Origin of the sequence: Salinisphaera aquimarina (assembly GCF_042643355.1) — a bacterium.
Classification (GTDB): domain Bacteria; phylum Pseudomonadota; class Gammaproteobacteria; order Nevskiales; family Salinisphaeraceae; genus Salinisphaera; species Salinisphaera aquimarina.
On the sequence record NZ_JBHRSS010000007.1, the window covers coordinates 15,901 to 41,144 of the forward strand.

Annotated in this window: 22 protein-coding genes and 1 pseudogene; 8 read left to right on the forward strand and 15 right to left on the reverse strand. The window is 62.2% G+C overall.

The window, feature by feature from the left end; all coding sequences use genetic code 11:
* Window positions 1–107 precede the first annotated feature (107 nt).
* The 4 genes from pssA to ilvN form a co-directional block, all read right to left on the reverse strand.
* Window positions 108–869, reverse strand: a complete 762-nt coding sequence (gene pssA / locus ACFOSU_RS14565) for a CDP-diacylglycerol--serine O-phosphatidyltransferase (RefSeq protein WP_380690665.1) — start codon at window positions 867–869, stop codon at window positions 108–110.
* A gap of 55 nt (window positions 870–924) precedes the next feature.
* Window positions 925–1,599, reverse strand: coding sequence for a phosphatidylserine decarboxylase (locus ACFOSU_RS14570; protein ID WP_380690666.1), 675 nt, complete (start codon window positions 1,597–1,599; stop codon window positions 925–927).
* 38 nt (window positions 1,600–1,637) lie between these two features.
* Window positions 1,638–2,654 (reverse strand): ketol-acid reductoisomerase, encoded by a 1,017-nt coding sequence (gene ilvC / locus ACFOSU_RS14575; RefSeq protein ID WP_380690831.1) that lies wholly within the window; start codon window positions 2,652–2,654, stop codon window positions 1,638–1,640.
* A gap of 71 nt (window positions 2,655–2,725) precedes the next feature.
* Window positions 2,726–3,247: an acetolactate synthase small subunit gene (gene ilvN / locus ACFOSU_RS14580; RefSeq protein ID WP_380690667.1), complete on the reverse strand. Its 522-nt coding sequence runs from the start codon at window positions 3,245–3,247 to the stop codon at window positions 2,726–2,728.
* Between the two features lie 173 nt (window positions 3,248–3,420).
* On the opposite strand from ilvN, the gene ilvB reads away from it, so the two are divergent.
* Together ilvB and ACFOSU_RS14590 are read left to right on the forward strand one after the other, a co-directional pair.
* Window positions 3,421–5,265 carry a biosynthetic-type acetolactate synthase large subunit gene (gene ilvB / locus ACFOSU_RS14585; RefSeq protein WP_380690668.1) on the forward strand — a complete coding sequence of 615 codons (1,845 nt, stop codon included), beginning with the start codon at window positions 3,421–3,423 and terminating at the stop codon, window positions 5,263–5,265.
* 233 nt (window positions 5,266–5,498) lie between these two features.
* Complete coding sequence (locus tag ACFOSU_RS14590; RefSeq protein ID WP_380690669.1) at window positions 5,499–6,218, forward strand: TVP38/TMEM64 family protein; 720 nt, start codon at window positions 5,499–5,501, stop codon at window positions 6,216–6,218.
* A 188-nt stretch (window positions 6,219–6,406) separates the two neighbouring features.
* Here ACFOSU_RS14590 and msrB read toward each other — a convergent pair whose 3' ends face one another.
* From msrB to map, 3 genes are all read right to left on the reverse strand, one after another.
* On the reverse strand, window positions 6,407–6,853 hold the full coding sequence (msrB, locus tag ACFOSU_RS14595; protein ID WP_380690670.1) for a peptide-methionine (R)-S-oxide reductase MsrB: 447 nt from the start codon (window positions 6,851–6,853) through the stop codon (window positions 6,407–6,409).
* Between the two features lie 1,238 nt (window positions 6,854–8,091).
* Entirely contained in the window at window positions 8,092–9,360 is a 1,269-nt protein-coding gene (locus ACFOSU_RS14600; RefSeq protein WP_380690671.1) for an MFS transporter, read from the reverse strand.
* Window positions 9,361–9,761: 401 nt separating this feature from the next.
* Entirely contained in the window at window positions 9,762–10,526 is a 765-nt protein-coding gene (gene map / locus ACFOSU_RS14605) for a type I methionyl aminopeptidase (RefSeq protein ID WP_380690672.1), read from the reverse strand.
* Between the two features lie 118 nt (window positions 10,527–10,644).
* Between map and ACFOSU_RS14610 the strand changes: the two are divergent.
* Window positions 10,645–10,926, forward strand: a pseudogene (locus ACFOSU_RS14610) (hypothetical protein); the annotation flags it as partial.
* 187 nt (window positions 10,927–11,113) lie between these two features.
* Here ACFOSU_RS14610 and ACFOSU_RS14615 read toward each other — a convergent pair.
* The gene (locus ACFOSU_RS14615) at window positions 11,114–12,205 is read right to left on the reverse strand and encodes a TIR domain-containing protein (RefSeq protein WP_380690673.1); all 1,092 of its coding nucleotides are present in this window, start codon (window positions 12,203–12,205) and stop codon (window positions 11,114–11,116) included.
* Between the two features lie 1,028 nt (window positions 12,206–13,233).
* Complete coding sequence (locus ACFOSU_RS14620) at window positions 13,234–13,929, reverse strand: glutathione binding-like protein (protein ID WP_380690674.1); 696 nt, start codon at window positions 13,927–13,929, stop codon at window positions 13,234–13,236.
* A 128-nt stretch (window positions 13,930–14,057) separates the two neighbouring features.
* Between ACFOSU_RS14620 and ACFOSU_RS14625 the strand changes: the two genes are divergently transcribed.
* Together ACFOSU_RS14625 and ACFOSU_RS14630 are read left to right on the forward strand one after the other, a co-directional pair.
* Entirely contained in the window at window positions 14,058–14,696 is a 639-nt protein-coding gene (locus ACFOSU_RS14625) for an SDR family oxidoreductase (protein WP_380690675.1), read from the forward strand.
* A complete protein-coding gene (locus ACFOSU_RS14630) occupies window positions 14,696–15,373 on the forward strand; it encodes a DNA-3-methyladenine glycosylase family protein (RefSeq protein ID WP_380690676.1) in 678 nt (225 codons plus the stop codon). Before ACFOSU_RS14625 ends, ACFOSU_RS14630 begins: the two co-directional genes overlap by 1 nt.
* Before the next feature lie 391 nt (window positions 15,374–15,764).
* Here the strand turns inward: ACFOSU_RS14630 and ACFOSU_RS14635 are convergent, their stop codons facing one another.
* From ACFOSU_RS14635 to ACFOSU_RS14660, 6 genes are all read right to left on the reverse strand, one after another.
* A complete protein-coding gene (locus ACFOSU_RS14635; RefSeq protein WP_380690677.1) occupies window positions 15,765–16,394 on the reverse strand; it encodes a bifunctional 4-hydroxy-2-oxoglutarate aldolase/2-dehydro-3-deoxy-phosphogluconate aldolase in 630 nt (209 codons plus the stop codon).
* 268 nt (window positions 16,395–16,662) lie between these two features.
* Window positions 16,663–18,495 carry a phosphogluconate dehydratase gene (gene edd / locus ACFOSU_RS14640; protein ID WP_380690832.1) on the reverse strand — a complete coding sequence of 611 codons (1,833 nt, stop codon included), beginning with the start codon at window positions 18,493–18,495 and terminating at the stop codon, window positions 16,663–16,665.
* Between the two features lie 72 nt (window positions 18,496–18,567).
* A complete protein-coding gene (gene pgl / locus ACFOSU_RS14645) occupies window positions 18,568–19,257 on the reverse strand; it encodes a 6-phosphogluconolactonase (RefSeq protein WP_380690678.1) in 690 nt (229 codons plus the stop codon).
* On the reverse strand, window positions 19,254–20,756 hold the full coding sequence (zwf, locus tag ACFOSU_RS14650) for a glucose-6-phosphate dehydrogenase (RefSeq protein ID WP_380690679.1): 1,503 nt from the start codon (window positions 20,754–20,756) through the stop codon (window positions 19,254–19,256). Before zwf ends, pgl begins: the two co-directional genes overlap by 4 nt.
* A gap of 162 nt (window positions 20,757–20,918) precedes the next feature.
* Window positions 20,919–21,920 carry an NAD(P)H-quinone oxidoreductase gene (locus ACFOSU_RS14655; protein WP_380690680.1) on the reverse strand — a complete coding sequence of 334 codons (1,002 nt, stop codon included), beginning with the start codon at window positions 21,918–21,920 and terminating at the stop codon, window positions 20,919–20,921.
* Window positions 21,921–21,950: 30 nt separating this feature from the next.
* Window positions 21,951–22,295, reverse strand: coding sequence for a DMT family transporter (locus tag ACFOSU_RS14660; RefSeq protein ID WP_380690681.1), 345 nt, complete (start codon window positions 22,293–22,295; stop codon window positions 21,951–21,953).
* A 138-nt stretch (window positions 22,296–22,433) separates the two neighbouring features.
* On the opposite strand from ACFOSU_RS14660, the gene ACFOSU_RS14665 reads away from it, so the two are divergent.
* The 3 genes from ACFOSU_RS14665 (at window position 22,434) to ACFOSU_RS14675 (ending at window position 25,213) form a co-directional block, all read left to right on the forward strand.
* A complete protein-coding gene (locus tag ACFOSU_RS14665; protein WP_380690682.1) occupies window positions 22,434–22,898 on the forward strand; it encodes a glycine zipper 2TM domain-containing protein in 465 nt (154 codons plus the stop codon).
* A 64-nt stretch (window positions 22,899–22,962) separates the two neighbouring features.
* Complete coding sequence (locus ACFOSU_RS14670) at window positions 22,963–23,412, forward strand: acyl-CoA thioesterase (protein ID WP_380690683.1); 450 nt, start codon at window positions 22,963–22,965, stop codon at window positions 23,410–23,412.
* A 37-nt stretch (window positions 23,413–23,449) separates the two neighbouring features.
* Window positions 23,450–25,213, forward strand: coding sequence for a CocE/NonD family hydrolase (locus ACFOSU_RS14675; protein WP_380690684.1), 1,764 nt, complete (start codon window positions 23,450–23,452; stop codon window positions 25,211–25,213).
* Window positions 25,214–25,244: the final 31 nt, after the last annotated feature.

The following is a 25,244-nucleotide window of genomic DNA, read 5'->3' on the forward strand; positions in this document are numbered from 1 at the left end:
CGATACCGGGGCGGGTTTCTACGAGGTGCTCCCGCACCGTTCTCGTCGCGCTGTGAGTCCGCCCGCGAGTTGCTCGTCGCGGCACGGCTAAGCCCCGCTTTACTGGCTCAACGCTTGCGGCGGCGCAGACGGCGCAGCGCGAACACCGGCCCCGACAAGGCATACGCCAGGAAGCCGAGAAACAGGATGCGCGGCGGGTCCAGAATGATCAGCACGAACACGATCAGCATGAACAGGATGTAGCGAAACGGTACCCGTTCGCCAAAATTCAGATCCTTGAAGCTGTTGTAGCGCACGCTGCTGACCATGAGCACGCCGGCGGCGACCGTAAGCGCGAACACGAAGAGCACGAGCGTGCTGCCGTCGATGCCGAAGTCGGCGCCCACCCAGACAAAGCCCACCAGCAGACCGGCCGCGGCCGGACTCGGCAGGCCGAGAAAAACCTTCTTCTCCACTGCCCCGCCGCGGGTGATGTTGAAACGCGCCAGACGCAGCGCCGCGGCCGCGGTGTAGAAGAACGCCGCCAGCCAGCCCAGCTTGCCGGCCACGTCACTGTAGTAGGACAGGCTCTCGAGACTGTAGAAATACGCCAGCAGACCGGAGGCCAGACCGAATGCCACCAGATCGGCCAGGCTGTCGTACTGAATGCCGAAATCGCTTTCGGTATTGGTCAGCCGGGCAACGCGGCCATCGAGCATATCGGTGAGCATGGCCACGAAGATCGCCACCGCGGCCACCACGAAACGACCCTGGGTCGCGGCGATGATCGAGTAGAAGCCCGCGAAAAGCGTACCCGTGGTGAACAGGTTGGGCAGCAGATAGATGCCGCGTTTGCGGCGCGTGGCCGCTTCTGGCGCTGGATCGGACATGAGTTCACTCTAAACGAGGCAGGCTGTGGCGCCTACCGAAAGCCGATGACGACGCTCAGGCAGAGGCCGCCAGATGGCCGGCGTCGCCCGAATCACCGCGCGGCGCGGCACTTTGCTTGTGCACAAGTTTGGCGAGCACACATGCGCCCGCTTTCACATGAGTGCCGAGCTCTACTTCGACGCGCGAATTGACCGGCAGATACAGCTCGACCCGCCGTGCCAGACGACGCTGCCCGCAGCAGCGGCCCTGACCCACCCGTTCGCCGAAACTGCTGCGACACGGTCGGGCCCCGAACAGGCTGCCCTCGCGGATGACCATCACCAGATCGTCGCCCTCGTCGGTACGAATACGCGAAGCGACGCCGTCGAGCTTGTCGACCGCTTCGCCGGTCAGTTCGAGCACCGTGCCCTCGACCGGCGACCGCAGCAGGTAGGCGCCCAGCACGTCCACACGCAGCGATACCTTGATCGCTTCGCGATCGAGAAACGGGTCGTAGCATTCGCGCCGGTGGACCACGGTCCCGTCCACCGGTGCGATGACCGCCAGCGGCTCTGCCGGCACGTTCCGCGGCGAGTCGCGAAAGTACAGGATGGCCGCCACGATCAGCACCAGCAGCGGGATCGCCCACCACAGGCCGACCGCCGCGTTCACGATGAAGAACGCGACCGTCAGCCCGATCAGGACAGCCCAGCCTTCGGGCACGATGTGGAACAGTGTCTTGCGCCGCATACCGCTACCGGTAACGCCAACTATTGATCAGCTTCTGCCTAGTTGCGCGATTTGTCGACAATCTTGTCCTTGGCGATCCACGGCATCATGCCGCGCAGCTTGTCGCCGACCTGTTCGATGGGATGCTCGGCGGCCAGACGACGGCTCGCCTTGAGCGTCGGGTTGCCGGCCTGGTGCTCGCCGATGAACTCGCGCGCGAACTTGCCGGTCTGGATTTCCGCGAGGATCTTGCGCATCTCGGCCTTGGTCTCGTCGGTGATCAGACGCGGGCCGCGGGTGATGTCGCCGTACTCGGCGGTGTTGGAGATCGAGTAGCGCATGTTGGCAATGCCGCCTTCGTAGATCAGGTCCACGATCAGCTTCACTTCGTGCAGGCACTCGAAATAGGCCATTTCCGGCTCGTAGCCCGCTTCGACCAGCGTCTCGAACCCGGCCTGGATCAGGGCGATGGTGCCGCCACAGAGCACGGCCTGCTCGCCGAACAGATCGGTTTCGGTCTCGGCGCGGAAGGTGGTCTCGATGACGCCGGCACGGCCGCCGCCGTTGGCCACGGCGTAGGCCAGGGCCACGTCCTTGGCCTGGCCGGAGGCATCCTGCGCGACCGCGATCAGGCTCGGCACACCGCCGCCCTTTTCATAGGTGGTACGCACGAGATGGCCCGGGCCCTTGGGGGCGACCATGATCACGTCCAGGTCCTTGCGGGCCTCGATCAGATCGAAATGAATGTTGAAGCCGTGGGCAAAACCGAGCGTCGCACCCTGCTTGATGTTGGGCTCGATCTTGTCGTTGTAGAGCGAAACCTGCAGTTCGTCCGGGGTGAGCAGCATCACCACGTCGGCGGAAGCGGTCGCCTCTTCGATGCTGGCGACCTTGAGGCCGGCGTTCTCGGCTTTCTTGGCCGAGGACGAGCCTTCACGCAGGCCGACGACGACATCGACACCGGAATCCTTGAGGTTGTTGGCGTGGGCGTGGCCCTGCGAGCCGTAGCCGATGATCGCGACTTTCTTGCTCTGGATCAGGGACAGATCACCGTCCTTGTCGTAGTACACGTTCATGCTCAAGGTCTTTCTCCTGGTTCTTTACGTTGGGACACGACCGCCGCGGGCCGTGGCGATTAGATATGGGTTCAGGACTGGCCGGGATCGGCGTCGGCTTCGTTGTAGCGCAGGCCGACCGCGCCCGGCGTCATGGTCACCGCGCCACTACGGGCCAGTTCCATGAGCACGCCGGCATTCTCCAGCGTGGCCACGAATGTGTTGAGTTCGTCACCGGTGCCGATGAACTGCAGCGTCTCGACCTCGGCGTCCTCGTCGACCGAGCGCACGTCATAGGCATCCGCCAACGCCTTGATCGAGATCTCGGGGTCGCCGTGACGAACCTTGATCAGCGCCAGTTCCAGTTCGAGGTGGGCATCGCCGGTCATGTCGAGGACGTCGATCACGTCGACCAGCTTGAGCAGTTGACGGTTGATCTGTTCGACCACGTCCTCCGTGCCTTCGGTCACCAGCGTCAGCCGGGACACGGACGGGTCTTCCGTGGGCCCCACGTTCAGCGTCTCGATATTGAAACCGCGCTGCGAAAACATGCCGGCCACACGCACGAGCGCACCCGCTTCATTGGCCATCAATACCGATATGACGTGTCGCATGCCTGTCGAGCCTTTGGAATTGTTGCGGTGGGCGCGCGTGCAAAGCGCGCAAAATACGCCCAAAGTGGTGACGAAGCAACCGACAAAGCCCGAAAACGGTGCCAATGCTGGCCGACGGCATGTTCTTGTGCGCTATAATTCACGGTTTTCCACGCTGCAATATGGGTGACCCCATGAGCCACGCTCAGTACGCCAATGCCTCGACCGATCCGCATCCCTTGAGTGGGACCGTACTTTCGGGTGCGGAAGTGATCGTGCAGGTACTGGCGGACGAGGGCGTGGACACGATTTTCGGCTATTCCGGCGGCGCGATTCTGCCGACCTATGACGCGATCTTCCGCTTCAACGCAGACAATCACGACCAGATGCCGTTGATCGTGCCCGCCAACGAACAGGGCGCGGGTTTCATGGCCGCCGGCTATGCGCGCGCCTCCGGCAAGGTGGGCGTGGCCATGGTCACCTCCGGCCCGGGCGCGACCAACTGTGTCACCCCGATCCGCGACTGCATGGCCGACTCGGTGCCGATCGTGCTGATCTGCGGCCAGGTCGCGCGTGCCGCCGTGGGCACCGATGCGTTTCAGGAAGCGCCGGTGTCCAACATCATGAGTTCGGCCGCCAAGCACGTGTTCTTCGTCACCGATCCGGACAAGCTGGAAGCCACCGTGCGCACGGCCTTCGAGATCGCCCGCTCAGGCCGCCCCGGCCCGGTCGTCATCGACGTGCCCAAGGACGTACAAAACTGGGAAGGCGCTTTCCGCGGCGAAGGCGTGCTCGCCGTGCCCGGCTATCGCCAGCGCATGCGCGACCTGCGCGAAAGCGAGCTGTCCGACGCCAAGTGCGCGAAGTTCTTCGAGCTGCTGGGTGCCAGCGAACGCCCGCTCATCTATGCCGGCGGCGGCGTGATCAACTCCGATTCCGCCAGCGAACTGCGCGCCCTCGCCCAGGCCTTCGGTATTCCGGTGGTGACCACGCTCATGGGCATCGGCGCGTTCGACACCACCGATGCGCTGTCGCTGCATATGCTGGGCATGCACGGCACCGCGTTCGCCAACTACGCGGTCGACGACTGTGATTTTCTCATCGCCATTGGCGCGCGTTTCGACGACCGCGTCGCCGGCGTGCCCGACAAGTTCGCGCCCAACGCCAAGGCGCTGGCCCACTTCGACGCCGATGCCTCCGAGATCGGCAAGGTCAAGGCCGTGGACTGGCATCACGTCGGCCTGTTCTCGCCCAGCCTGGCGCGGATTCTCGCGCACGGCCGTGAAAACGCCTTTACCAGGGATTTCTCGACCTGGCATGGACACGTCGCCGAACTCAAGCGCGACTATGCGATGGGCTACGCGCAAGACACCGCGATGATCCAGCCCTACGCCGTGATCGAGCAGATCAACCGGCATACCGATGGCCGCGCGGTCATCAGCACCGGCGTCGGCCAGCATCAGATGTGGGCGGCCCAGTACTTCGATTTCCGCGAACCGCGCCTGTGGCTGACCTCCGGTTCGATGGGCACCATGGGCTTCGGCCTGCCGGCCGCCATCGGCGCCGCCTTCGCCCGCCGCGACAAGCTGGTCATCGATATCGACGGCGATGCCTCCATCCGCATGAACATCGGCGAGATGGAGACCGTGACCACCTACAACCTGCCGGTGAAGGTCGTCGTGCTCAACAACAACGGCGACGGCATGGTCAAGCAGTGGCAGAAGCTGTTCTTCAAGGGCCGCCTGTCGGCGTCCGACAAGTCGCTGCACAAGAAGGACTTCGTCAAGGCCGCCGAGGCCGACGGCTTCGAATATGCCGCGCGTCTGAAGAACCCGGCCGACCTGCCCCGCGTGATCGAGGAATTCCTCAACTTCCAGGGCCCGGCGTTCCTCGAAGTGATGATCGACCCTGATGCCGGCGTCTACCCGATGGTCGGCCCCGGCATGAGCTACAAGGAAATGATCACCGGCGACTACATCAACAACCGCTACGGCGAGACCGGCGGCGAACGGGAAGTGGACGCCTCGGAGATGTTCTGACGGACACGACTGTAAAGTCGTAGATTGAAAAAGGCGGGGCCGACAGGTCCCGCCTTTTCTTATGGGCTCTCCTCCGTTCGTCACAGGCCGCTGGCGGTCAGGCCCGTGCGACAGAATGCACGATACAATGCCCGCGTTCCGTGCTCGTGAACCCATTCTATCCCGACGCCCGCGCATCACATTGGATACAGGCGGTCACGCGCCATCCCGCCCGCGCTTGTTTTCCCCGGTAAATGGCCTTGTCGAAAAAGAACCTGCTACGCCTCGCGCTTCTCGCGATCGCGGTCCTCATTTTCGTGCTCGGTTCGACGGTCTTCGACGTCGGGCAGCTGTTTCGGGATACACGCAGCCAGTTCGAATCGCTGGGCTGGGTCGGCCCGATTCTTTTTGCGCTCATCTACGGCGCGCTCGGAGCACTGGCCGCGCCCACCGGCCTCGTCGAACTCATCGCCGGCGCCCTCTTCGGGTTCTGGATCGGCGGCGCGGCGGTAATAGCCGGCGCCCTGCTCGCCGCGAACATCGGCTTCGCGTGCGGACGATGGCTCGCACGCGACTGGGTATCGAAAAAGCTGGAGGGCAAACGGCTCGCCCGGCAGATCGAAGCCGCCGTCGAACAGCGCGGTTTCTGGATCACCGTACTGATCCGGCTGTCGCCGGTCGTGCCCTTCAACCTGACCAGCTACGTGCTCGGCGCCAGCACCATCCGCTGGTCGACGTTCCTCGCCGCCTCTGTTCTCGGCATGCTCCCGATCAAGCTCTTTCTGATCTGGCTCGGCGCCAGCGGCCAGAAACTGATCGGCGCCGCGAAGCCGTCCCAATGGGGCAGCAACGAATGGCTGCTCTACGGCGGCGGCCTCGTCGCAACGATCATCGTCGTCGTACTGATCGGCTGGACCGTGGCCCGAACCAGTAACCGGGTATTGCGGGAGGCCGAGGAAACGCGTGACCGCTAGCCCCGCCGCGGCCAGCGAACGATCGGGCCAGAGCACGACGTCGGCCTAGAAGAACAGGCCCGACTCGAAGTCGGTCTCTTAGCCTGTCCCCGCGGATCGCGCCTCAGTAGCGGCTGATCATATACTGCACGCCCCGGCAACACCGCCCGCCAGTATCGCTTTTTTGGTCTTGGCAGGTTCGCCTGCAGTCAGACGTCTTCTACCTGATCGAGATACTCGCCGTAGCCTTCGGCTTCCATCTCGTCTTTCGGGATGAAGCGCAACGACGCCGAATTGATGCAGTAGCGCAGGCCGCCGCGATCGGCCGGGCCGTCCGGAAACACGTGGCCGAGATGGCTATCGCCGTGCGTCGAGCGCACCTCGGTGCGGGTCATGCCGTGCGAGTCGTCGCTCAGCTCGTTCACGTAGGCGGGCTGGATCGGCTTCGTGAAGCTTGGCCAGCCGCAGCCGGATTCGTATTTGTCGCTCGAGGCGAAGAGCGGCTCGCCGGAGACTATGTCGACGTAAATGCCGGGTTGCTTGTTGTTCAGGTATTCGCCGGTGCCGGGCGGCTCGGTGCCGCTTTCCTGGGTTACCCAGTATTGGTTCTGGTCCAGCTTGGAGATGGCTTCGGGAGATTTAGTGTAAGTGGCCATGATTGCTGTTCGCTCTTAATGCGGATGAGGATATGGTCCTTGGCGGGCTTAAATCAACCGCGGCACCATTGTTCTGGCGCACGTTATGTTCGTTCCATGACGTTGGACTCCTTCGTGTGGCTCCGTGTGATGACGAGCTTAAAAGCCTTTGCCTTGTATCATTCCGAGGCCGTCACGATAAAGCATTGGTATTTTGAAATTTTGGCCTATCTCTTCCAGAAACCCAAATTCCTTTAGAATTCGGATAGCTTCCTCAAGCTCAGGATTCGACAACAAAAGCAGTTCTGAAAGCGAGTCTCTACTATCTCTTTAACTTGCATAAGTACTCTGCATTTTAGGAGTTCATAAGGCTTGCGCGGTAATTGGGGCCGGCTCAGATCTTGCGTTATGCGTCAAGCAGCCGGTTTTGTTTAACCTATTCAGCGGCCTTTGTATCAAACGCGGCACTAATTGATTACGACACTATAGTATCCGCGGCTGCCTAACGCGTATCGCCCCGCGTTGAAATGTTTAGTCAGATTGGTGAGCGTTAAATTAACGATCAAGGGCAATTGCGATTTGGGGTTTCGCACTGATGTGCGAGCCACTTATATTTGCTTGCCCAAATATAAGTGGCCAACACAAAGGGCACCCTGTCTTGCGCCGATGCTTCGCATCGGTGCCCTGCGCGGCTCCGGCCGAAAGAGGACAGCCGGAAACTCGCTGCGCTCAAACATCCGGCCGTCTTTTTCTCTTTCGGCCTCCACTGCTCGGCGCTACGCCCAAGGGGACCCAATACAGACAAGCTCGCTGTCGCTCGCTCAAGGTCGCGGTTTTTGTATGTCGAATCAGTCGAATGCGTAATCCGACAGGAGCGCAGGCGCACGCACCAATTCCAACTCAGTAGTGATTACGACTATAGCGGGCGTATTGCCTGTATTCGGACCCCGTTGCACGGCGACGGAGACGCGCAGCGGCGAAGGGTATCCGGCGCACTGCGCCGGTGTGGCCAGCCTGTTTGAGGACCGCCAAAGCGGGCCGAGTTCTGGCCGCATCCCTTCGCCGCGAGCATCGGAGTGCACCGGCGTAGCCGGCGCCGTGCCCGGGTGTCCTTTCCTTTGCTGACTTTCGTTTGGACAAGCAAACGAAAGTCAGTCGCACAGCAGTGCGAAACCTCAGTGCCGTCTAACTCGCGGGCGCAGAAAAACTGACGATCCTAAACAACCGGTTTTCGAATCAACCATGCAGGCGATTTCGACTTACTGGGCCACCGAAGCCCGGTCCTGCAGTGGCCGACTCAACCAGAAGGCAAACCCATCCGCCGGCAGCCGCAACGAAATCGCAGCAGCGACAAACAGCAGCGCACCGGCACTACCGAACGCGATCCAGTGGGTACCGTACTGCTCATACCCCCAGCCACCGAGCCAGGTGCTGATAGTCGCGCCGATCTGATGACCGACGTAGGCAGTGCCGTACAGCACGCCGACCAGCCGTACCCCGTACACATCGGCCAGCATCGCCGACGACGTGGCAATACTGCCCGCCCAGACCAGCCCACCGACCGCGGCAGCCGTGAACAGGCCCGCCGGCGAACTCACCATCAGCAGGGCAAAGAAGCCGAGCCCGCGCACCCCGTAGATCAGCGCCAGCAGATTGCGGCGCGGCACCCGGTCTGCGACACGGCCGATGAGCACCGTACCGAAGATGGCGACCAGTCCGATCGTGCCGATTCCCAGCGAGCTGGTGGTCGAATCGAAACCGTGATCGACGAGCATCGGCACGCCGTGGGTGCCCAGCAGATTCATGCTGAAGCCGCAGGCGAACAGGCCGAGAAAGATCTTCCAGAATGGGGTCGACCAGAACGCCACGGCGAAGCGGCCGTTGGCCTCCGCTACGCGCAGGTCTTCGGATACTTCCGCCGCGGCATAGTTCGGATCGGCCACGCTGGAGGATATTTCGTCCCGGATCACGAAGACGACTGCCACGACGGCCGCTATCGTCAACGCCACGGTGTAGCCGACCAGCGTGTGCTGCCAGCCGAACGCGGCAATGGAGAGACTGAAGATCGGTGTCATCAATGCGATGCCAGCCATCGAGCCAGTGGAAAGAAAGAACAGCGCCTTGGCACGCTGCCGGGCGAACCATCGGCAGATGACCGGCGTCAGCACGACCGGGCTGATGAAGCCCAGGCCGACCGACAGCAACATGCCAAACGACAGACAGAGCGTGAACGGCGTTCGCGCCACCATTGTCCAGGCCACCGCCGCCGCGACCATCGCGAGACCGGACAGGATCACCGCGCGCGTGCCGATTCGGGAAACCAGCCACCCCGCAAGCGGCATCGCCAGCCCGTAGAACAACATGCCGACGCCGACGACCGTCGACAACTCGCTCCGGCTGAAGCCGAGATCGTTGGCCATGGGCAGAAAGAACGGCCCGGTCCCGAGCCGAAGGCCCACGGTCAGAAGCGTGAGACAGGTCGCGGCTGCCACGATGTTCCAGCCGCGGTACCAGTCGAGTTTCATCATGATCAGATCACAGTTCGGTGACAGACAGCGCCAGACCGCAAGCATCGAATACGCAAGCCGGCTTGAACACGTACCCGCGTGGGTACGGCGTCGGGACCTGTAGTAGGAATCGATTTACGCGGCGACGTGGTCTGGCGGAAGCAAGGCTAAATCTTATATTCGTCTACCGTATACAGTCCAGTCGAACCCGCAGCGCTGTTACTCAACACGGCACTAGCAGCACTGAAAAGCACTCCCAGTGAATCTCTTGGAATAACGGCGACTAGGAGAGAAACCAATCGAGGCTCCAAAGGCTCCTCAACAACGCATCAAGCCTTCCGAGGGGCCGAATAGCCGCCAGGAACTGTGGGTTCGGCCAACAACGCACCTAAGCGTCACTCGAAATCCCGCTCCCTGCACGACTACGCCGGGGCGGCTACTTGTGAACGGGTGGCTACGATCGGCGCTCCATCGGTCACGATCACCGTGTGCTCGAACTGCGCCGAACGGCTGGCCGGGTCGCCAACCAGCGTCCAGCCATCATCCGTTTCCGACACGAACGTGCTTCGAGTCGACAGGAAGGGCTCGACGGCGATCACCTGCCCGTACTCTAGGCGGCGGCGATCCCTGGGATCGTAGAAACCAACAATGGCCTCCGGCTCTTCATGCAGCGAGCGGCCGAGGCCATGTCCGGCGAGATTCTCGATGATCTTGAGCCGATGCGATTTCGCCACGCGCTCGATGGCCTTGCCGATCCTGTTGATCCGCGCGCCCGCCCGCACCTCAGCCAGTGCGCGCTCCAGCGCCAACTCTGTGGCCTGACATAGCGACGCTTTCTCCTGCGCCACCGGGGCAACTACGGTCGTACCGCCCGTATCGGCAAAATAGCCGTCACGCTCGGCGGACACATCGACATTCACGATATCGCCCTCGCCTATCACCCGCGTACCGGGCACGCCATGGGCCACCTCTTCATTCACGCTGATGCAGGTGAAACCCGGGAAGCCGTAGCAGGCCATCGGCGCCGACGTCGCGCCCAGGCGCGACAGCATCTGTCCGCCGATTTCATCGAGCTCAGCGGTTATCATGCCCGGCTCGATCGCTGCCAGCATGGCGTCGCGGATTTCGGCCACTATGCGACCGATGGCTAGAATGCCATCGAGGTCGTGTTGGTTTTGGAGGGTCATTGAAGGTCTTGTGGGGCGCGGGAGAACTGATTCTATCGGACAGATTAAGCGACCGGCACGCGACTGTTCGAATATCCTGTGGTCTTAGAAAAGCGTGGTACGTCCTCGGTTATTCCCCTGGAACCGCACCACGCCGGTCGGCGCCCACATCATGTTCACGCCGATCAAGGAAGACGGCACCGCAGGCGAGATGCACCCCTTCGCTTCCGGCTGGCTCACCGACGATACCGGCGAGTATCTCGGGCGGCTGGTGGATGTGAATCAGTATCTGGACGGTTCGCTGCTGGTCTCGGATGACATGAGCGGGGTTATTTACCGCATTTCCTATACGGCGAATAACACGCCGGGATATGGGCGGCGAGCCGTGGCAGACCGTTCGTCGTCCTATCATCGTCCCTGAGCACACTCCTGGGCGGGTCAAAGAAGCGAGACGCGCGAATTCGACACGAACGCGCAGGTAAACTACATCCCGGGCCTCGTAACCTCTTCTAAATTTTGATCTTTCCCTGAATATCCTTCTCCCCGATTATATTTTTCAGGCGAGCCCCTCAACGTGCTTCCCGGCGCTTAACAGAACGACCTTCACATCAACCGTTTTTCATATCCTTTTTGAATTCTTTTATTGCCTTCATCAGCTTCATCCCAGCATTCCAGTTCAGATCACTCCCTTCGAATTCACACCTGTATAGACCTTGTAGATTCGATGGCACACTGAGCCTCTTATCCCAAAGTAGAATTACCCGGCGGTCGTAGAGCACAAAGGCAGCTCCAATCTCTATCAACACATTATTATTAATTACATAGTTGCCATCAGCATCGGTATTCCCCTCCTCCACAGATACAATAATGATACCCGCATTGGACCTTCTCATAGCGCCAAATACTTTGTCTGGTACCGGAATAGCAGAGCTTTCTTCCTTCACCGCGACTTCCGAGTCGATATCTGAGAGCCCTAAAATCGTATCTACCTGATCGACAAGTTCCGTGTTTTTTCCATGAGAAATAAAAACCTTAATTTCTTGAATTTCAAGCGCGGCATCAAGATCATCTGTCTTCCGATTTCCCCCTCTCATCTCTTGCTCTTCGATATTATCTTCCTCTTCTACTTCTAACTCTTCCGTATCGGAATTCGTACGAATCGGAGGCGTAGATGGCCCCCCTTCTACGATAGCTTCCAACTCGGACTTAAGAAGATCTAGCCGAGTCGCATTTCCTCGTCTACCGATGACACACTTACCAACGCCGGCGGCCTCGGCAACCCGAAAAAAGCAAACCGCTTGCTCCTTGATTGTGTTCTCGTTGGAACTGCCAGTGGATTCGCCATGGTGTTCATGCCAAAAGGCTGCAACGTCGACGTTAGTGAGCGAATCAAAGCTCTGGTGATAAGCCCATTCCAGCGCTGCACGGTAAGGGACTATCCCATCGATTATTTCCCGGTATACGTCGCTTTCACTGCGCTTGTTTCGCGCTATATCCCATCCCCGCGAAGCTAACTTCAATCGCTCGCCTTCACGCTCCACTAACTCCCAAAAGACGTACGCGGACACTTTGCGGGAATCTATAGGCTGCGACCCAACGATCCCTTTCGCCTCGGAAATACTTGCGCCAGTCGGCTTAGTTTTTAGATACCCAATGACTTTCGCCACGTCTTCGCTACTTGTTTTAATTGGCAGTGACAAATCCAAACTCCTTTAATTTTTATTTGAGACTAGACAACCCCGTGTAACCCACTCAATCAACAAGAGAGCACGGCGCAGACTAGAGGCTAATCGCGCCCCTCGTAAACCGACCTCTCGGCGCTGATTGACAGCTCAGCGCTGGGCCAAAAGAATCTGGATCAGGTCTTGTAACCGCACATGCAAGCCAGATCGTGAATGAATCGAGAGTTTTCATCATTCCAACAACTTTTATCAAATACTATACCCGCTGACCACCTCGCGCGTATCGTAAAGATCCCACAACACTAAATTAAATTCTATGCGTGTTGAACTACTAATTTAGGCCGAGTCGACTTGAGGTTTCGCACTGCTGTGCGAGTCACTTATATTTGCTTGTCCAAATATAAGTAACCAACACAAAAGACACCCTGTCTTGCGTCGGCGCTTCGCGCCGATGCCCTGCGCTGCTCGGCGCTACGCCCAAGGGGACCCAATACAGGCAAGCTCGCTCAAGGTCGCGCTCTTTTATATCGGATTAGGCGATGCCTAATCCGATGGAAACGGAGTCGCGTGCTGAATTTCGTTTCGGACGACGAGTTGGCTCTCGGTGTCGGCCTGGCATTTGTATTCAGGCCCCGTTGCACGGCGACGAAGACACGTAGTGGCGACGGGTGTCCGGCGCATTGCGCCGGTGCGTACAGCATGTCTGAGGATCGCCAAAGCGATCCGAGTTCTGTACGCATCCCGTCGCCGCTGCGTGTCGGAGTGCACCGGCGTAGCCGGCGCTGTGCCCGGGTGTCTTTTCTCTTGGTTACTTCTCTTTGGACAAGCAAAGAGAAGTAACTCGCACTGGAGTGCGAAACAAAAGGAGCGAAGAACTCGTGAGCCAAGACAGACGCGTACGTAAAGCACCAATTCATCTACACCCACAGCAATTTTCAAGCCCAAAAAAGCCGTTTTCCATCAAGTGAAAACCAGCTTTCAAGCATTTCTGACACCGAAAGCAAGGCCGGTCGGCCCGGCCCGGCCCGGCCCTCTAACGAGACAAATCAACGCTTCTCGTACTGCTTGCTCCCAAACATATTCTCCAAAGCATCCTTGTCTTGACTCAGATCGGTGTGATGATCCGCCAGCACCTGAAGCCCTTTCTTGACGTTTTTACGATCGCCGATCATCTCGAACCAACGACGAACGTTCGGATAGTCATCGATATTCACGCCCTGGGTCTCGGCGCTACGCAGCCACGGCCAGGTGGCGATATCGGCAATGGAATAGTCGTTGCCGGCGAGGAACTTGAAGTCCGCCAGGCGACGATCCATGACGCCGTAGATGCGGTTGGCCTCGTTCTCGTAGCGCTTGACCGCGTATTCGATCTTCTCGGGCGCGTACTTGTTGAAGTGATGCGCCTGGCCGAGCATCGGGCCGACGCTGGCCATCTGGAACATGAGCCACTGCATGACGTCGTTGCGCTTGACGGTGTCGGTGGGTAGCAGGCGGCCGGTCTTCTCGGCCAGATAGATCAGCATGGCGCCGGATTCGAACAGCGAATACGGCTTGCCGTTGGGGCCGTCGTGATCGACCATCGCCGGGATCTTGTTGTTCGGGCTGATTCTTAAAAACGCTTCGCCAAACTGGTCGCCCTTGCCGATGTTGATCGGATGGGCTTTATATTCGAGCCCGATTTCCTCGAGCATGATATGGATCTTGTGCCCGTTGGGCGTGGTCCAGGTATAGAGATCGATCATCGAACATTCCTTCGACCGCGCGGGTCGTGTGCTTGCAAAATCACTACACGGCGTAATGTTGTAGGAAGCAGCGATTTATTCAAGGCAGCGGGCAACGACACCCCGCTGCCTGCAGACGGAGCATGACCATGAAAGTACTCATCGTCGGTGCACACGGACAGATCGGCCAGCGCCTGGTTCAGCAGATGGCGGATAGCAGCCATCAGAGCCGTGCCATGGTTCGTTCGGCCGACCAGCAGGACCGCATGGACGGACTCCGCGCGGACGAGACCGTCGTTGCCGACCTGGAGGGCGATTGCAGTGCCGCCCTCGCCGGCTGCGACGCGGTGATTTTCACGGCCGGATCGGGCGGCCATACACCGCCGCAGAAGACCGAGGATGTCGATCGCAACGGCGCCATCAATCTCATCGATCAGGCGGTGGCCAATGGCGTGAGACGCTTCATCATCGTCTCGTCGATAAATGCGGACACGCCCGAAAAAGGCTCCGACGCGATGCAGCATTACTTCGCGGCCAAGAAGGCGGCGGACGATCACCTGCGTGCCTCCGGGCTCGACTACACCATCGTGCGCCCCGGCCGTCTGCTCAATGACGACGGCACCGGCCGCGTCGACATCGCCAAGGAACTGGGCCGCTACGGCGAGGTAACGCGTGACGACGTGGCTGCCGTTCTGCTGGCGACGCTCGATGCGCCCAACACCGTCGGCCGGCATTTCGAACTGCTCGCCGGTGACACGCCGATCGAGCAGGCCGTGCGCGGCGTCTGATGGCGGCAACAGCAGCAACCGAGCGTGCCACGCAGCTGGCCTTCGACCCGAACGAAGCGGTCGCCCATCTGACCCACGCCGATCCGGTGCTGGGCGCGCTGATCGCCCGATGCGGGCCCTATGCGCCGTCGACCACGGCTGCCCCGGACGTATTTCATTCGCTGACACGAGCGATCGTCTACCAGCAGCTCTCGGGCAAGGCCGCCGGCACGATCTACCGGCGCGTGCTCGATGCGTTGGGCGGCGCTGACGCGCCGGGTGCGGCACGTATCGCCGCCGCGGACGAGGCCACGCTACGCGGCGCCGGCCTGTCGCGGAACAAGATGCTCAGCCTGCAGGCGCTGTCTGCGGCCCAACTCGCCGACGAACTGCCGGACGAAGCGCGCATGGCGGATCACTCCGATGCGCAGCTGATCGAGACCTATTCAGCGATCCGCGGCATCGGCCGCTGGACCGTGGAAATGCTGCTGATGTTTCATCTGGGCCGCCCGGACGTGATGCCGATTCACGACCTGGGCGTTCGCAAGGGCTACGCACTGACCTACGGCATGGCGGAACTGCCCAAACCCAAGCAGCTCGAAGCCGCCTGCGAAATCTGGCGGCCTTATCGCTCGGTGGGCAGCTGGTACATGTGGCGCGCACTGGAAGTGGACGGTGCCGCGCCGCAGCCGGGGTGATGCGTACGCTTGAAAGGGCCCGGCGGAAGGCGGAAGGCATTTATCCGCAGATTGCGCAGATGAGCCAGATTTGAAGGACAGGCGCCTGGATGTGTTGCGCTCAACTCGACGGGTGGGACACGTCGATTGCGATAAGGTGCCACGTAGACTAGGCCAGTGCGCCGACGCCGCACAAACATAGCATTTACAAGAGACGCTGAAGAACGTTTCGCGCCAGGAGTCGGCATCCTTCGAGCCAGTCATAGCCGATCTGGTTCGCTGTCCATGTGCTCATTGAACATCCACAGCAACGCAATCACGACTCTTTAATCTTCTCCCGCCCTTTTCTTTCATCTGCGTCATCTGGGAAATCTGCGGCTAAACCGCCTTCCGTCTTTTTCCGAGTCTGGATTCAGCCGAGCGTTGCCGCCGCGGCGGCCTTGTCGGCGATGTCCTGCCAGTTGCCGTTGGCGACGGCCGTGGCGTCGACCAGCCAGCTGCCGCCAACGCATGGGATGCAGTCAAGCGCCAGGTAATCGGTTGCGGTATTGGCCGAGATACCGCCGGTCGGGCAGAACTGCATGGCCGGAAATACGCTCGAATAGGCCTTGATCGCCTTGGGTCCGCCGATGATCGACGCCGGAAACAGCTTGACCGCATCCAGCCCGCGGCGCTGGTGGTGGGCGATCTCGCTGATCGTCTGCGCGCCCGGCAGATAAGCCAGATCCAGCTCGACGCAGCGATCCCCGACGGCATCGGTGATGCCCGGCGAGACAATGAACGCCGATCCGGCATCGGATGCTTTCCGCGCATCCTCGGCTGTCCATACGGTGCCGGCGCCGACGCAGATATCCGGCACCTCACGACGAATCGCGCGAATCGCTTCCAGGCCCGCGGCGGTTCTCAGCGTGACTTCGATCACGCCCACGCCGCCGGCCAGCAGCGCCCGGGCGATTTCCACACCGGCCTCGGCGCTGGGCGTGACCACCACCGGGATGACCGGCGAAATCGCCATCACGTCGCGCACTTCACTTTGTTTCATCGCTCGTTTCCTGCTCGTTTCTTCAAGACATGTTTATCCGCAGATGAACGCAGATTGACGCAGATGAAGACGAATACAGAACTGCTGCTCTTTAACTGACGTCAACGCGGCAAGCTAATGAACGCGAATCGGAAGGTCCACTCAAGCACCAGCTGGGTCTCAACCCAGCAAGCACAGCTTTACCTGTACCTGCGTCAATCTGCGTCCATCTGCGGATAAATGCCTTCTGCTTTAACTCGCGTTCATCTACGGACAGTTCAGTATTTCCCTAGACCTGCGCATCGAGGAGCGCACAGGCGCCCTGCTCGGCCGAGCCCACGTTGCGGCGGAACACCGAGAACAACTCGCGACCGAAGCCGTATTCGCTGTCGACATCGTTGTCGAAGGTGGTGGGTTCACGTGCTTCGAGTTCTTTGGCGTCTACCTCCACCTCCAGCGTGCCGGCGTCGGAGTCGAGCGCGATCATGTCGCCGTCGCGTATCCGGCCGATCAACCCGCCGAGGCTCGCCTCCGGGGTGACCTGGATCGCCGCCGGGATCTTGCCCGAGGCACCGGACATACGCCCGTCCGTGAGCAGCGCGACCTGGAAGCCCTGGTTCTGCAGATGACCCAGCGCCGGCGTGAGCTTGTGCAGTTCCGGCATGCCGTTGCCTCTGGGGCCCTGGTTGATGACGACCACGACCGTATCCTGATTCAACTGGTCGGCATTGTAGGCCTCGAGCACGGCTTCCTGATGCGGGAAGACACGGGCGGCGGCGCGGATCGTGCGATGCGCGGCTTCCACCGCCGATACCTTGATGATGCCGCGACCGAGGTTGCCCTGCAGCACATTGAGGCCGCCGGTGGGCGAGAACGGCTCGGCCACGCCGCGCAGCACGTCGGTGTCGTGGCTTTCGTCGGCGCCCTCGCGCCAGATCAGTGTGTCGCCGTCCAGGAACGGTTCCTGGGTGTAGAGATGCAGGCCGTCGCCGAACACGGTGGTGACGTCGTAGTGGGCTAGCCCGGCAGCGAGCAGGTTGCGGATCATGAACTGGATGCCACCGGCGGCGTGGAAATGATTCACGTCCGCCGTGCCGTTGGGATAGACCTTGGCCATCTGCGGCACTACCGCCGAGATGTCGGCGAAATCGGTCCAGTCGATCTGCACGCCGGCGGCGCGGGCGATGGCCACCAGATGCATGGTGTGGTTGGTCGAGCCGGCCGAGGCCAGCAGGCCAACGATACCGTTGACGATCGCTTTTTCGTCGATGATATGACCGGCCGGGCGATAGTCGTCGCCGAGCGCGGTCAGGCCGACCACACGCTCGGCGGCGGCACGGGTGAGCGCGTCGCGCAGCGGCGTGCCGGGATTGACGAAGGATGCGCCCGGCAGATGCAGGCCCATGAACTCCATCAGCAGCTGATTGGAGTTGGCGGTGCCGTAGAAAGTACAGGTGCCCGGCGAGTGATAGGACATGGACTCGGCCTTGAGCAGTTCCTCGCGGCCAATTTCACCGGCAGCATAGCGCTCGCGGACCTTGGCCTTGATCTTGTTCGGCAGGCCCGAGGGCATCGGCCCGCCGGGCACGAAGATCGTCGGCAGGTGGCCGAACGACAGCGCGCCGATCAGCAGCCCCGGCACGATCTTGTCGCAGATGCCCAGACATAGGGCGGCGTCGAACATGTTGTGGGTGAGCGCGACAGCGGTGGCCATGGCGATCACGTCGCGCGAGAACAGCGACAGTTCCATGCCCGGCTGGCCTTGGGTGACGCCGTCGCACATGGCGGGCGTGCCGCCGGCGAACTGGGCCACGCCGCCGGCGGCCCAGGCCGCTTCCTTGATGATGGGCGGAAAATCACCCAGCGGCTGGTGCGCCGAGAGCATGTCGTTGTAGGCGGAGACGATGGCGACGTTGGGCCGCTGGCCGTGGGCCAGCGCGTCCTTACTCGAGGTGCCTTCCGCGGCGAAACCGTGGGCGAGATTGCCGCAGGACAGATGGCCGCGATGCGGGCCCTTGCTCGCCGCGTGATCGATACGGGCGATGTAGTCGGCACGGGTGCCGCGGCTGCGTTCGATGATGCGCTGGGTGACTTCGTCGATGACCGGATGAAGACTCATGATTCATATCCCGACAAGCTGTGGGCTTGTCTGTTTTCGGTGTATTCCAATCTGCTGCGGTCCCGCCGCTGCCCGTTACGGCGCCCAGTAGGCGATGGTCGGCACGCGGGTCTGGTGCAGCGCGGTGCGAACGGGCCATTGACTCGCAGGGCCATCGCCCAGCGCCTGATCGTAGACGGCGCGCTTGTCGTCACCGAAAAACAACAGGTACAGCGCCCGTGTTTCCAGCAGCCGCGTCGGCCCGAGACTGACACGCTCGATACGGTCGTCGTCGAAGGCCGGAACCACGCAGTCCGAACGGCTGGCCAGCATGGCGTCGATATTGCCGGCATCGGGGAACAGCGAGGCGGTATGCCCGTCCGTGCCCATGCCGAGCACCACCGCGTCGAACGGCGACGGCATTTCGGCCAGGCGCCGGGTGACGATCGACAGACTGCCCGCCGCCGTGCGGCCGTCCACATAAAGACTCACGAGCGTGGCCGCGGCGGCCCGACCGCGCAGCAACCGGCGCCGGAACATGCCTTCGTTGCTTTGCTCATGGCTGGGCGCGACCCAACGCTCGTCGGTAGCCACGATGGTGACGCTGGACCAGTCCAGTTCGGTTTCGCTCAGGCGTTCGAACAGTTCCACCGGCGAGCTGCCGCCACTCAGCGCGAGGCTCGCGCGGCCGCGGGCGTCGATGCCGGCCCGCAGATGCTCGGCGATACGCCCGGCGAGGGTTTCCGATGCCTGCGACCGGCTGTCGAACGCATTCAGCTCGCTCATGACGCCTCGTTCCGGCCCGGGGCCGGGTTAAACCAGCGCCGCCGGTCGCGGTCGACCAGCATGAACGACTTGGTCGGCCCCCAGCTGCCGGCCATGTATTCCTCCGGCTGAATCTGTTCGGCGTGCCAGTTGTCGATGATGCGATCGATCCACTGCCAGGCGGTCTCGATCTCGTCGCGGCGCATGAACAGGGCCGGATTGCCGCGCAGCACTTCCATGAGCAGGCGCTCGTAGGCGTCCGGATAGTTGACCGCGAACGCATCCGAGAAATGCAGGTTCAGCGGCAGGCTGCGCATGCGAAAACCACCCGGGCCCGGCTCCTTGGTCATCAGCGTGAGCTGCACGCCCTCTTCCGGCTGCAGGCTCATCACCAGCCGGTTCGGCTCCAGCGACTGGTCGCCGAAAATCGAGTGCGGCACCGCCTTGAACTGGAACACGATCTGCGACATCTTGCGCGGCAGGCGCTTGCCGGTGCGCAGATAGAACGGGGTTCCGTTCCAGCGCCAGTTGTCGATCTCGGCCTTGATCGCCACGAACGTCTCGGCGTCGTGCTCATCGGAGGGCACGCCGGCATCCCGGCCCTCTTTCTCGTAGCCGGGCACCGGCGTGTCGTCGATGATGCCGGCGGTATAGCGCCCGCGCACGGTCACGTCGTCCACCGACGCCCGCGTGATCGGTTTGAGCGCGCGCAGCACCTTGATCTTTTCGTTGCGGATATCGTCGTGATGCATGCTCGCCGGCGGCTCCATCGCTACCAGGCACAGCAGTTGCAGCATATGGTTCTGCACCATGTCGCGCAGCGCGCCGGTACGCTCGTAGAACTCGAAGCGGTTGCCCGCGCCCAGATCCTCGGCGACCGTGATCTGCACGTGCTCGACCGCGCCGCGTTCCCACAGCGGCTCGAATAGCGAGTTGCCGAACCGCAGGGCGAGCAGGTTCTGCACGGTTTCCTTGCCCAGATAATGATCGATCCGGTAGATCTGGGATTCCTCGAACACCGCGCCCACCGCGTCGTTCACCGCACAGGCCGACGGATAATCCTGGCCGACCGGTTTTTCCAGCACGATGCGTGAGCGTGCATCGACCATGTCGGCATCATGCAGCTGCTGGGCGACGGGCCCGAACAGCGACGACGCGGTCGCCAGATAGAACACGCGTACGCGCTCGTGCTCGGGATCGAATTTTGCGTCGAGGTCGGCCCAGCCGTCGGCGGATTTCAGATCCAGACATTGATGACGCAGCCGGGCGGAGAAACGCGTCCAGACGTCCGGGTCCACTTCGTTGGGCGCGAACTGCTTGGTCAGCGTCTCGTGGACCCAGGTCACATATTCGTCGTCGCTGATCTCGGAGCGGGACACGCCGATGATGAGACTGTCGACGCTGAACTGCTCATCGCGATCACGATGGTAGAGCGCAGGCAGCAGCTTGCGTTCGGCGAGATCGCCGGTACCGCCGAAGATGACGAGATCGAACGGATCGACGGGAACAAATTCAGCCATGGGCTCGCATTGCGTTGTTGGGTTTCAGTTGCTGAAATCAGGCTGCACGTTTCGTGCCTGATACAGTTTTCGACTTTAGCATGGCCCTGCCGCCCCGGCGGACCCTCAGGCAGAAGGCCGTCGCCCCGGAGAGCGACGGCCTCGATCTATTGCCAGGCCGCGCTACTCGCGTACCAGCACCAGCTTGCCGGTGTGCTCGCCGCCCTCCATCGTGCGATGGGCCTCGACGGCCTGCTCGAAGGTGAAGGTCTGATCGAGCACGGGCTTGAGCTTGCCGGCCTCGAACAAGGGCAGCAGTCGGTCATTGAACTGCTGTGCGAGCATTATCTTGCGCTCGATCGGGAGGCTGCGCATGGTCATGCCGATCAGGCTCAGGCGACGTCGCAACAGCGTGCCCATATTGATATCGGTCTTGGCGCCGCCGATCACGCCGACCTGGACCTGGCGTCCTTCATCGCGCAGTGCCGCCATGTTGTCCTTCAATACCGGGCCGCCGACGAAATCGAGGATCACGTGGGCACCGCCGGTGGCGTCCTGAACCTGTTCGGCCACCCCGGCATCGCCGTCGAGCAGACCCAGGTCGTAGCCGTAGTCGAAGCCCATGGCCTTGAATCGCTTGTCCAGATCATCCAGGCGCGGCTGGCTGCGACTGGTCGCGATACTGCGCGAGCCCAGGGCGTGGATCAGCTGCAGACCGGCCTGGCCGACTCCCGAGGTCGCGCCGCGCACCAGCGCCCACTGGCCGGGGGCCAGATTGCCTTCGAGAAACAGCGCTCGGTAGGCGGTCAGAAACGCCTCCGGCATGGCTGCGGCCTGGGCCCAGTCGTAGTGCTGGGGAATGGTGAGCGTATCGCGCTCGTGGGTGACCAACTGTTCGGCATAGGCCGCGCCGCCGATCAGGCCCATCACCGCGTCACCGACCTTGCGGGTATGAACGCGTTCGCCCACCGCCGCGACTTCGCCGGCGTATTCCAGGCCCGGACAGCGCGGGTCGAAGCCCTTGGGCGGCGGGTAACCGCCCATGCGCTGGATCACGTCCGCGCGGTTGATGCCGATGGCGCGGATGTCCACCAACACTTCGTGCGGACCCGGCGTGGGCGTGTCCAGTTCGCCGAGCTTCATTGCTTCCGGTTTTCCCGGCTCTTCCACCAACCATGCGCGCATATGTTTGTTCCTGGATATTTGAGGACGGATTCAGCTATGTGATGAGGACAGGTTCAGGCCGACAACGCCCAGCAGCACCAGCGTCATGCAGACGACGCGCCACGGCGTCAGGGCTTCATCGAAAAAGAGGACCGCGACCAGGGTGACCAGCACGATACCGAGTCCGGCCCAGATCGCGTAGGCGATGCTCACCTCGATCTGCTTGAGCGCCAGCGCGAGGCAGGCGAACGAGGCGAGATAGAGCACCGTCATGCCCACGGTCGGCCAGAGTCGCGTCAAGCCTTCCGACAGCTTCATGCTGGTGGTACCGGCCACTTCCAGCACGATCGCCAGTATCAACAGCAGCCAGCTCTGCACGACTATCCCCACGAACATCAGGCGCACAGCCTAACGCCGGGCCGGTTCGCTCGCCAGTCCTTCCCGTTCAGCGTGCGGCCCGCTTTTTTGGTTAGACTGTATACACGAACACGACACACCCTCAGCCGCCGGATGCGCGGCTTACGGAGATTCGACATGACCAAGACCCTGAGCTTTATCTGCGCACTCACACTGTCCATGGTGATGATCAGCGGCTGTGCCAATTCGGGCTGGAATTCGGCCGACACGGGCACCGTGCTCGGCGGCGTCGTGGGCGGCGCGGCCGGCTCCCAGATCGGCAGCGGCACCGGCACCACCATCGCCACTGTCGTGGGCACGCTCGCGGGTGCCGCGCTCGGGCGCAAGCTGGGCGACAACTTCGGCCAGCGCGACCGTCGTCAGTTCGGCAGCGCACTGGAATCCAACCCGACCGGCAACACCTCGACCTGGAGCGACCCGGACAGCAACAACAACTACTCGGTCACGCCCACCCGCACCTATAACAGCGGCAGCCAGCCATGCCGTGAGTTCACCATGAACGCCACCGTCGACGGCCAGCCGGACAAGGTTCGCGGCACCGCCTGCCGCCAGTCCGACGGCACCTGGAAAGTGCAGTCGTAGATCGCAAACGACGTGATCGAAGCCGGGCTCAGCCCGGCTTCTTCATTTTGAGCAAGGATTCGTGATGGCCAGAGACGTTCCGACCCGGGCCGACTATCCCTGGGTGTGCGACATGCCCACCCGCTGGATGGACAACGACGTATACGGCCACGTCAACAACGTGACCTATTATTCGTACTTCGATACCGCGGCGAACCGCTATCTCATCGAGGCCGGCGGCCTGGATATTCATAACGCGCCGGTGGTCGGTTTCGTGGTCGAGTCGGGCTGTCAGTATCACGCGCCGGTGGCTTTCCCCGAGCAACTCGAAGCCGGTCTGCGCGTCGAGCACCTGGGCAACCGCTCGGTGACCTACGGCATCGGCATCTTCAAGGCCGGTGAAGACGCGGCGAGCGCGCACGGGCATTTCATCCACGTGTTCGTGGATCGCACGACCCAGCGCGCGGCCGCCATCCCCGACGATATACGACGCGCGCTCACGGCGATTACGCGCGCCCCTGAACCCAAGGCTTGATGCCACGCCCAAGCCTGTCAGCGACGACGCCGTCCGCATGAGTGAACTGACCGCCGCCGGGCCGGCCCAACGGGCGATCGAGGCCTGTGATTACGATGCCGTGGTCGTCAATCCCCACGACGGCACCGAAATAGCGATCACGGTCCTGCAGCCGGCTTTAGCCTGCGGCCAGGCCGCGCCGCTGATCATTCACGGCCACGGCTTCGGCGGCGCGCGCCTGAACGCGCGCAACGAGCGCTCGATCTACGAACAGCTCTCCGGCGGCTTGCTGCCCTCGACCGAAGCGGCCCGGCGCGCGGCCGATGCCGGCTATTTCGTGATCAGCTTCGATCAGCGCGGCTTCGGCGAATCCGCCGGCAACGTCAACATCATGGATCCGCAGCGCGAAGGCGCGGACATCAGCGCAATCCTGGACTGGGCCGAGCGCGACATGGCCCACGCCGAGCATCTGGCCTATCGCGACGACGGGCCCGTGGTGGGCGCGCTCGGGCTGTCCTACGGCGGCGGCTTCCAGCTGATGGGCGCCTGCGTGGATCCACGCTTCGCCGCCATCGTGCCGACCGCCACCTGGCATGATCTGAGCTACAGTCTGGCCCCGGACAACGTCGTCAAGACCGCCTGGGGGGCGGCGCTGGTCGCGCTCGGCATGCCGACCTCGGGCATCGACCTCGACCCGGTACTTTATCGCGCCCTGATCGAAGGCCTCGCCTCGCCGCTGACCGGACGCGGGCTGTCGAGCCGGGTTGCCGACGAACTCTATAACCACAGCCCGGCCTCCTATTTCGACGGCCAGCTCGCGCGCGACGGCACGCGTCATGCGGCCCCGGACCAACGCCGGCCACCCCGGGTCGACGCCCTTCTCATTCAGGGTGTGGGCGACACCCTGTTCAATCTCAACGAGGCGGTGGCCAACGCCAACGGGCTGCGCGCCACCGGCAACGATGTCCACCTGATCGCCGTGCGTCACGGCCACAGCCTGCCGTTTCTGCAGAACATCGACCGTATCGCCTACCAGACCGAGGCCGATCTGCACTGGGGCGATCAGCGCGTGGAAACGGCCGCCATCGAACTGGCGTATCTGGACTGGAAGCTCAAGGGCGAAACACCCGTCTCCGAGATTCCCCACTGCGCGGTGATTGTCGATGACCGCACCGGGATGGTGTTCGAGGACATGCCGCGTGGCAGCGATGCCGGCGGCCTCACCTGCGAACTCGAAGGCGAGGCCGTTACCGGCGGGCTCGATCTGCTGCTGGGCCTGTTCCGGCAGGACACCCTCGGCGGGCTCCGGGATCTGGTCGCCGGCACGGTCGACAACGCGACCACCGTGCTCAAGCGTCTCTGGGACAGCCGCGGCGCCGATACCCGGGCCGACGACACCGGCGTGCTGGCGAAACTCGTCAATGCCCTGCCAACCGAACATATCGACGAACTCACCAGCGGCGGCGTGTTCATCCCGCTGACCCGGATCGAGGACGATCATCGCGCCGTCGTGGGGTTGCCGCGCGCACGCATCGAGGTCACCGGCGACGCGCCCTCGCCGGTCGCCTTCGTGGGGCTGGGCATTGAGCGCCCGAGTCGCAACGCCACCCTGCTGGTCAACGACCAGCTGCGCCCGGTGCGCGGACTGGGCGAGCGCGACATCGAACTCAACGGCGTGGCCGAACGCCTGCAGGCCGGCGACCGGCTGGGGCTTCTGGTCTACGGCTATCATCCACAATATCTGGCCAGCTTTTCCGCGATCCCGGGCCGCGTGACCGTGCGCGGATGCATCGATATTCCGTTACTCGACGTAGGCTTCTGACTATTGTTCGCCTGCTAAGATTGGCGCGATT